At 51.0% G+C, this 8,558-nt stretch carries 7 protein-coding genes; 4 read left to right on the forward strand and 3 right to left on the reverse strand.

What is annotated here, in order from left to right:
* Positions 1-281 precede the first annotated feature (281 nt).
* The gene (locus VF260_01785) at positions 282-1,001 is read left to right on the forward strand and encodes a YebC/PmpR family DNA-binding transcriptional regulator (protein ID HEX7055913.1); all 720 of its coding nucleotides are present in this window, start codon (positions 282-284) and stop codon (positions 999-1,001) included.
* A 109-nt stretch (positions 1,002-1,110) separates the two neighbouring features.
* Positions 1,111-1,614 (forward strand): hypothetical protein, encoded by a 504-nt coding sequence (locus tag VF260_01790; GenBank protein HEX7055914.1) that lies wholly within the window; start codon positions 1,111-1,113, stop codon positions 1,612-1,614.
* Positions 1,615-1,665: 51 nt separating this feature from the next.
* Here the strand turns inward: VF260_01790 and VF260_01795 are convergent, their stop codons facing one another.
* The gene (locus VF260_01795) at positions 1,666-2,541 is read right to left on the reverse strand and encodes a DMT family transporter (GenBank protein ID HEX7055915.1); all 876 of its coding nucleotides are present in this window, start codon (positions 2,539-2,541) and stop codon (positions 1,666-1,668) included.
* 152 nt (positions 2,542-2,693) lie between these two features.
* On the opposite strand from VF260_01795, the gene VF260_01800 reads away from it, so the two are divergent.
* Together VF260_01800 and VF260_01805 are read left to right on the forward strand one after the other, a co-directional pair.
* Positions 2,694-4,355 (forward strand): stalk domain-containing protein, encoded by a 1,662-nt coding sequence (locus VF260_01800; GenBank protein HEX7055916.1) that lies wholly within the window; start codon positions 2,694-2,696, stop codon positions 4,353-4,355.
* Between the two features lie 58 nt (positions 4,356-4,413).
* Positions 4,414-5,469, forward strand: a complete 1,056-nt coding sequence (locus VF260_01805) for an LLM class flavin-dependent oxidoreductase (GenBank protein ID HEX7055917.1) — start codon at positions 4,414-4,416, stop codon at positions 5,467-5,469.
* 7 nt (positions 5,470-5,476) lie between these two features.
* Here VF260_01805 and VF260_01810 read toward each other — a convergent pair whose 3' ends face one another.
* Entirely contained in the window at positions 5,477-7,162 is a 1,686-nt protein-coding gene (locus VF260_01810; GenBank protein ID HEX7055918.1) for a response regulator, read from the reverse strand.
* A gap of 43 nt (positions 7,163-7,205) precedes the next feature.
* On the reverse strand, positions 7,206-8,558 hold a 1,353-nt coding region (locus tag VF260_01815; protein HEX7055919.1), incomplete at its 5' end, for a histidine kinase.

The following is an 8,558-nucleotide window of genomic DNA, read 5'->3' on the forward strand; positions in this document are numbered from 1 at the left end:
GGCTTGGGGCAAAGCATAATTCTGTTTTATTATGAAATTCATAAAATCGTCTGATAGACTAGAAGAGCGTCACTTCTTCCGTTAATTTGTCGATGAGGCAAAACGGGAGCGAGAATGCCAAAATAACCAGTTTTGCTATAGTTTCAGCATGCGGCAACTTTATATCCGACCTTTCACATAGGTTTTATTGTAGTATACGCGAAACTTGGAAAAAAGGCAATTTCGCGATATAATAACAAAGTATATTTGCGAAAAATTGTTTAAAAGAAGGTTGGAACTCAATGGGACGCAAATGGAACAATATTAAAGAGAAAAAAGCGGCGAAAGACCAAAATACAAGCCGGATTTACGCCAAATTCGGCATTGAAATATATGTGGCCGCCAAAAAGGGCGACCCGAATCCGGAAGCAAATCAGGCGCTGCGTTTCGTATTGGAGCGCGCCAAAACATACAATGTGCCGAAAGCCATCATTGACCGCGCGCTGGAAAAAGCAAAAGGCAGCGGCGAGGAAAACTATGAAAATTTGCGCTATGAGGGATTTGGCCCGAATGGATCGATGATCATCATCGACGCGTTGACGAATAACGTGAACCGCACGGTGGCGGACATTCGTTCCGTTTTTAATAAAAACGGCGGGAATCTGGGAGTGAGCGGGTCTGTCTCCTATATGTTCGAGGAAACGGCCGTAATCGGCCTGGAAGGCAAAACGGCGGACGAAGTGCTGGAAATACTGATGGAAGCGGATGTGGACGTACGCGACATTGTGGAGGAAGACGAGGCCGTGATCATTTATGCCGCTCCCGACCAATTCCATCTGGTGCAGACAGCGCTTAGAAACGCTGGCATAGCCGACTTTACCGTTGCGGAAATTTCGATGCTGCCGCAAAACTACGTCACGCTGCCGGAAGACGTTGTACCGCAATTTGAAAAGCTGATCGACGCGTTGGAAGACTTGGAAGATGTGCAGCAAGTTTACCATAATGTCGACTTCGGAGAATAACGACCTGGACCTGGGTCCAGTATCAAATCATCCTAAAGCAGCATGATGAAATTGGAAAAAGCGTGTTAAGCTTGAAATAATTCAAATCATGTTGTTGGGAGGATTCGCGGTGAATATTCGCGCAATGTTGGGAGCCGTTTTGATTTTGTTCGGCGTATATTTGTATGTCAATGGTCATGCTGTTATCGACACCGGCACGCTTTTCGGCGTCTTTTGGGCAAGTTTTTTTGTGATACCCGTTGGTTTGTTTTTCCACTGGCTTTATTTTGGCGTGATTCGCAAAGGCGTCGGGCTTTTGATCCCGGGCGGCATCATTTTGCTCACGGGTATCGTTTGCCAGATAGCCACGTTGCTTGACGGATGGAGTTATTTGTGGCCCGGGTTTATTTTTGCCGTTGCCGGTGGGCTGTTTGAATTCTACTGGTTTGGGAGCCGCAACAAGTGGCTGATGATCCCGATTTCAATTTTAACGGCGCTGTCCGTATTCTTTTTCGCGATATTCTCGCTTGGAGCGTTCCTTTCGCGTGTCTCGGGCCAACCGGTGATCGCGATTGCGTTCGTTTTCGTCGGCGCTCTTTTGCTAATCGTGAGGAAACGGCCGAATCATATATAAGGGGCTGATTCCGGCCGTCACTTTTGTCGCTTTGGGATCCGGATAAGCCGCTTACGCTTTGCCGGGGCGATTGACCAGGAAAATGCTCGTTACGATCAGGATAAGCCCGATCACCAAAAAAACCGTAAACGGTTCGCGCAAAAATACAGTACCGATAAAGACGGCAATCAATGGAACGAGGAACGTAAACGAAGCCACTTTGCTGACTTCACCGGCTTTTACCAGATTGAAATAGACGACCCAGGCAAAGGCGATCACAAAAATGCCGCTAAACGTAAGCCCGATTACATACGTCTGATTCCAGACGATCTGTGATACATTTTCTGCGATTAATCCCAGCAAAGTTAAGACAATTCCGCCGATGATGCTTTGCAGTGCCACCAGCCACATCGAGTCGGCGCGATTGCCCGCCTTTTTCACATAGATCACGCCAACAGCCCAACTTGCCGAGGTTATAAGCGCCAGCAAAATGCCAAGCCACGAAATTCGCCCTGTTAAACTTTCCGCGCTTATGACAGCCACACCCAAAAAACCGATGAGTAAACCGGCGATTTTTTTTAACGAGATGGATTCGCCCAGCCAGAGCCAGGCAAAAATGCCCACAAGCACAGGCTGCAAATAAACGATTACGGAAAACAAGCCTTCCGGCAAATAGAGTAGTCCAACCGTTTGCACGCCGTAAAACAAAGCTGTGTTCAATAGTGCGGAAATCAAATAGATTGGCCATGTGTCCCGAAAACGAATAAGCCGCCATTGCGGCAAAAACAACAGGGCGAGAAACATGCCGCCGAGCAGCGTGCGCATGCCCGCAAACAGGATGGGCGGAGTATAGTTCAACACGATTTTGTAGACCGGCCAGCTGATTCCCCAGACTACAATCAGAAATGTTAAAGAAAAGATGGTTTTTTTTCGCGATGCTTGTCCCAAGGTGTACGGTTCCTCTCTGAACTGATGCGTTTTTTGCTCTTTTAATAGAATACGCTACATGGGCGGTTGGAAGCAAATCATGCCTGGGCTGCAAAAGTTCATGCGGTTCGCGTTGCGAATGGGAGATTTGAAATGATAGGGGAGTGGGGATTGTGGGAAAGCGGATTTGGTTGCGGCTTGCCATAGGCTTGCGGATCTGCGTCGCGCTCTTTCTAGTATGCGCATGTGCCGGGGAATGGCTGCCGCCTTCCTTTGCGAATGCCGCCGGCATTTCTTTTACGGAAAGTCCGCAAGGCATAACGGGACTTAGCCGTCCGGAAATTCACTTCACCATTACGGAGACAGATGTCGCCGGCAAACTGATTCAGCGTAAAATGTTACTCGACGGTCTTGAAGTTGCGTCCGAATTTGATGCGGCAACGCAGTCGCTGTCGTATACGCCGGATTCAAATCTTCGTCCCGGGAAACATACCGTCGAAGTCATCCTGCAATATGCCGGCTACGAACCATTCAGCGAACGGTGGGAATTCACCGTCAGCGAACATGCCGTGGATAAGCGGGACATTGTCATTTCGCCGGAGCAACGGGCCGGTTTGCGCGCGCTGAACGATTTTCGCCTGCTGAACGGTCTGAAGCCGGTAGGCTTTAACGTTGCATTGGTTTACGCCGCGCAGCGGCATGCGCATTATTTGTTTGCCAACAAGGTGGATGCCGATGTTGCTTCGCTGCATGTCGAAGACCCGTCAGGACAAGGCTTTATCGGCCGGGATATTGCTGAGCGGAGAAATTTTGTCGGCTATGTTAAGCCGGTTTCGGAGGACGTATCGTTTGCCACCGGCACATTGATTCAGTCGATCGATGCTCTGTTTGACGCGCCCTATCATCGCATTCCGTTCCTTATGCCTTCCCTGACAGAGGTTGGCATCGCCAAGGAAGGCGAATATACGGTCATCGAGTTTGGTTTTTCCGAAGCGGAGCAAGAAACCACATCACTAATCGTTTCGCCGGCTCCCGGCGATCCCGGCGTGCCGGCCCGGTTCGACGGCCATGAGGCGCCGGACCCGCTTAGGAAACATCGGCCGGCAAAGTATCCGGTCGGCTATCCGCTCATGGGGGTTGTGAGCGGGAATGACGTTCAGTCTGTCCGTTTGGTTGACTACAGCCTGACCGACAGCAGCGGAAAAGCGATGAGCCTTGCAGCCAACACACCTGCCAACGATGATCATTTGCAACATGAAATCATTCTCATACCGCGAAATCCGTTAAAGCCGGATACCGGCTATACGGCCAGCATGACCGTGGAAATCACCCATACGGACGGCACGACGCAGACGCTTAAGAAAGAGTGGATCTTCCGCACGGAGGGGACTGAGGACGAAGGCAAAAATTTGCTGCATGCCGACGCCGCTTCCTATGTGCAAAAACTTGGACAGACGGACATCAGCCGACATGTCGCAACGTTTGCGCTGAATGGCGACTCGTATACGCTGGACGGCGTTAAGCATCCGATGAAGCCGCCTTATTTGCAGGACGGCAGTGCGTATTTGTGGGTTCGCGACCTCGCGAATGCGCTTGGCGCCCCGGTGGAATGGGACAACGAAACGCATGCCGCCATTTACAGGAAGGGCGGTCGGACGGTTGTTTTCTTTACGCGGGAAAATACCGTGCTTATTAATGAAAGTGTGCTGAAGCCCAAAACCGGCGCGTTGGTGAAGAACGACAGCACCTTCATTCCCGTTCGGTTGTTGTCCGAGGCGCTAGGGTGCGATGTCGAATACGACGGAGCAGCGAAAACCGTTACCATCATTTATTGATTTTAATGTCGGATAGGCATAAAATCAGAACCATGATTCGTATCGGGAGGAATATGTTGTGGAGATCGGGATCAGTACGTTTGTCGAGACGACACCGGATGTGCGAACCGGCGAAGTGATCAGCCATGCGCAACGATTGCGTGAGGTTGTGGAAGAAATTGTGCTGGCCGATCGTGTCGGCCTCGATGTTTTTGGTGTGGGCGAGCATCACCGCAAAGATTTCGCGTCTTCCTCTCCGGCTGTTGTGCTTGCCGCAGCCGCCGCGCAGACAAAACGGATTCGTTTGACAAGCGCGGTAACGGTGCTTTCTTCCGACGATCCCGTGCGCGTGTTTCAGGATTTTGCAACGCTTGACGGAATCTCGAACGGCAGGGCGGAAATCATGGCGGGCCGGGGCTCGTTCATTGAGTCGTTTCCGCTGTTCGGCTATGATTTGCGGAATTATGACGAGTTGTTTGCAGAAAAGCTGGACCTGCTGCTTAAAATCCGCGAGACCGAAAAGGTAACTTGGAAAGGGACGTACCGATCGGCCATTCAAAATCTGGGCGTCTATCCGCGCCCTGTGCAAAACCCTTTGCCGGTATGGGTCGCTAGCGGCGGGAATGTGGAATCCGTCATACGTGCCGGCACGCTTGGTTTGCCGCTTGTTCTGGCTATTATTGGCGGGAAGCCAACGCAGTTTGCGCCGCTCGTGCAAATTTACAAGCAAGCGGCGGCCAAAGCCGGGCACGACCCGGCAACGTTGCCGGTAGCGTCGCATTCGCACGGTTTCATCGCGAAAGACGCGAATGCGGCTGCCGAAACGTTTTTCCCATCCACCCAGTTTGTCATGAATGTGATCGGGCGCGAGCGGGGATGGGGGCATTATAGCCGATCAACCTACGATGCCGCAAGGAGCTTTACGGGAGCGTTGTATGTGGGCGATCCGGACTTTGTCGCGCAAAAAATCATTTACCTGCGCAAACAGGTAGGCATCACGCGCTTTTTTCTGCACGTCCCACTCGGCACCATGCCGCATGAAGATGTTCTGCAAGCCATTGAACTGCTTGGCACGGAAGTGGCGCCGCGGGTGAAAGCGGAAGTTTCCGCGTGGGAGCGTGCGCAAAAGCCGTAAATATGGATCAGCGGTTGACGGGAACCCGCCATGCTTCCAACTCCGGCAAATTCGGCGGGTCAATGGATTGGGACGCCTCTTTCTTATATTGGGAAGGCAGCATGCCGGCCCACTTTTTGAACGTTTTGGTGAAATGAGCCTCGTCGAAATATCCGAGTTCCCTGGCTACGGTTTGTATTTTGCAGTCGCCGGACTGGAGCATCGCTTTGGCTTTTTCGATGCGGAATTGATGGACATAGTCGAGAAAGTTGATGCCGAGCTCCTGTTTGAACAAGGTGGACAAATAGGTGCTGGAAACAAACAATTCCCGGGCTACCCCGGCCAGAGACAAATCCGGCGAATTGTAATGCTTGGCGATAAAATCGAGCGCTTGCCGGATTTTGCGGCGGGGGGTCTTGTTCGGATTCAATATGCCGACCAGCTGCTGGATAGCCTTTTGCACCATGGCGGATAATTCCTCCAACGTTTCCACCTGTCCGATTTGATCGATCATCGCGGAAAACGACCGGATTAACTCGCGCCCCGACGCGTCCTGTTCGCTCGCCAGGCGAATCAGCCGGCTCATCAAGGAAAGGGTCTGCATGTCGATCTTTTTACGCGAATGCCTGTGGGGCTGCCGGAAAAATTTCAGCCATTGCTCCGTTTCGTTTAATGCTTCGGCGTATAATCCGGATTGCAAGTTGTCGATGATCGACTGTTCCAGCGTAATCCAGCCGGATTCGTCCGCGGCTTCTGCGGAAATTTGCGTGAAATGTTGATAATCGCGGGCGAAGAAAATTTGCCCCGCACCTTTGTAAAACATCATTTGCAGCGTCTCCACCGCTTCGTTGTACGCTTCATGAAGCATATCCATGCTTTTTTTCGGATCGCTTACGCCGATGCTTACCGTGATTTTCAAAAATTGCCGCAAATTTTGCTGCAGCCGTTTCAGCCCGCTTTGCAGCTTTTCCTCCAAAAATTCGAATGTGCCGTTGCAGATGGCGACAATTTCCTGTTGATCGGTCACTGTCTCCACCGGTTGAAGCAATGTTTGTTCCAACGTTTCCTTGACGATGTTGGCCGCGGCGAACTTTAGCAATTCCATGTCGCTGAATTCGTAATTTAACTTCCGCAGCGTTTTGCGATCAGGCCGAATGGCGATCACCACAATTTGATGGAAGGCGGCGCTCATTTGCAACTGCGCCATTCTTTCCTCGCGGTTCTCGGTGATCTGTTTCGGAGCGTGCAGCCACTGCAGCAACGCCTGTGATTTGGCCATCGGCAAACTTTGCTTCAGTTGTTGTTGCAGACCGTCCAGATTGTTGCTTAATCGGCGTTTCTCCAAAACCCGCCGAACAACTTCCCGCAGCGTGGCGGCAACCTGCCGCGGTGAAAACGGCTTGATCAGGTAGTCGAAAACCCCCAGGCGGATCGCTTTCCGGGCGTATTCGAACTCGCTGTATCCTGACATCAGAACGCAGGCGATGTCCAAACTCCTTTTGCGAATTTCGTCGATCAGTTGAAGACCGTCCATCTGCGGCATGCGAATATCCGTCAGCAGAATGTCCGTGTCTCCGGATTTGAGCAGGGACAAAGCCTCCAGGCCGTTTTCCGCATAACCTTGAACGTGTATACCGAGCGTTTCCCAATCGATCAGGGTCAGCAAGCCTTCTCTCATCGGTTTTTCGTCTTCGACAATAAACAGATTGAGCATATTTATAACCTCCTGAAAGCTTCTGAAGAATAACGACAAAAGACTAAATTTTACCCTTATAAGGGAGAGTTAGCATTACGCGGGTGCCGGATCCAAAGACGCTTTGTATGTGCAAAGAAGCATCCTCTCCATAGAACAACCGAATCCGGTTGCGAATATTGAGCAAGGCAAAGTTCTCGCCGGAGGAAGAGCCCGGATCGCTGTTTGCGCGAAGCTGCAGATTCATTTCCCGCAGCTTGTCTTCCGGAATGCCCACGCCGTTATCGGTGATGTTGATTTCAATAAAACGTCCGTCTGCGGAAAGTGCGGCGGAGACACAAATCAAACCGTTGTCGTCGGCAAGCGGTTCGATGCCGTGCACGACGGCATTCTCAACCAGCGGTTGAATCAGCAGCTTGGGAATGTTCACATTTTTCAACTCCGGCAGCATTTCGATTTCGTAGTTCAATTTGCCGGAATAGCGAAATTTTTGCAGTGACAAGTAGTGACGAACCAATTCGAATTCCTGCTGCAAAGGAATGACTTCCTTGCCCGCGTTCAAGCTGATTTTAAATATCCCGGATAGGGAATAGATCATATCGGCGACCTGATGGTCGTTGTTTTTGTGGGCGGACCAAGCGATGGAGTTTAAAGTATTATAGAAAAAGTGCGGGTTGATCTGCGATTGCAGCAGCTTCAGTTCCGCTTGCCGTTGCTTGATTTCCGACGCATATACGTCATTAATCAAGTCCTTGATCCGTTGCACCATGATGTTGTAACCGCTGCCGAGCTGTCCGATCTCGTCGTTTCCTTTAAACTGCACGTTTTGCGAGAAATCGCCGCGCTGGAACTTTTTCATGGAAAGCACAATTTTCTGAATCGGTTTCGTAATGACCCCGGAAATGGAAAATGAAACGGCAATACTGATCAGCAGAGTGACGAACACAATCACCAGGGTTATCCATTTGATGCGGCTCAATTTGCGCAGCAAAGCGTCGCGCGGCTGCAACACCAATACGTGCCACCCCGTTACGGCAGATTGCAGGTGCGCAAACACCCAATCCTTCCGGTTTACTGCGTCGTCAATGTCGTTGAGACGGTTTACGGGATGGTCAAAGAAAGGAAGGTCGCCGAGCGAACGGCCGATCCATTCGCCCCGATTATCGGAAAGAACGACGCCGTCTTTGTTCAGCACGATGATTTTGCCCGGGCCGGGTCCGGGGGAATAGGAACTGCGAATATCCCGCTCGTCAATGCCTAGAATGAGAACGCCTTCAGGTCTCAGTGTGCGGTAATTTTTCAGCACTTTGGTGAGCAGAAGCTTATTCATCTTATCCCCGTGAAAAATCACCTGATCGCTGCCCGGCACTTCAATGCTCCAATGTTCAATGACGGGGTCTTGCAATATGTTACTGTA

The sequence above is a fragment of the Bacilli bacterium genome, assembly GCA_036381315.1.
Lineage (GTDB): Bacteria > Bacillota > Bacilli > Paenibacillales > KCTC-25726 > DASVDB01.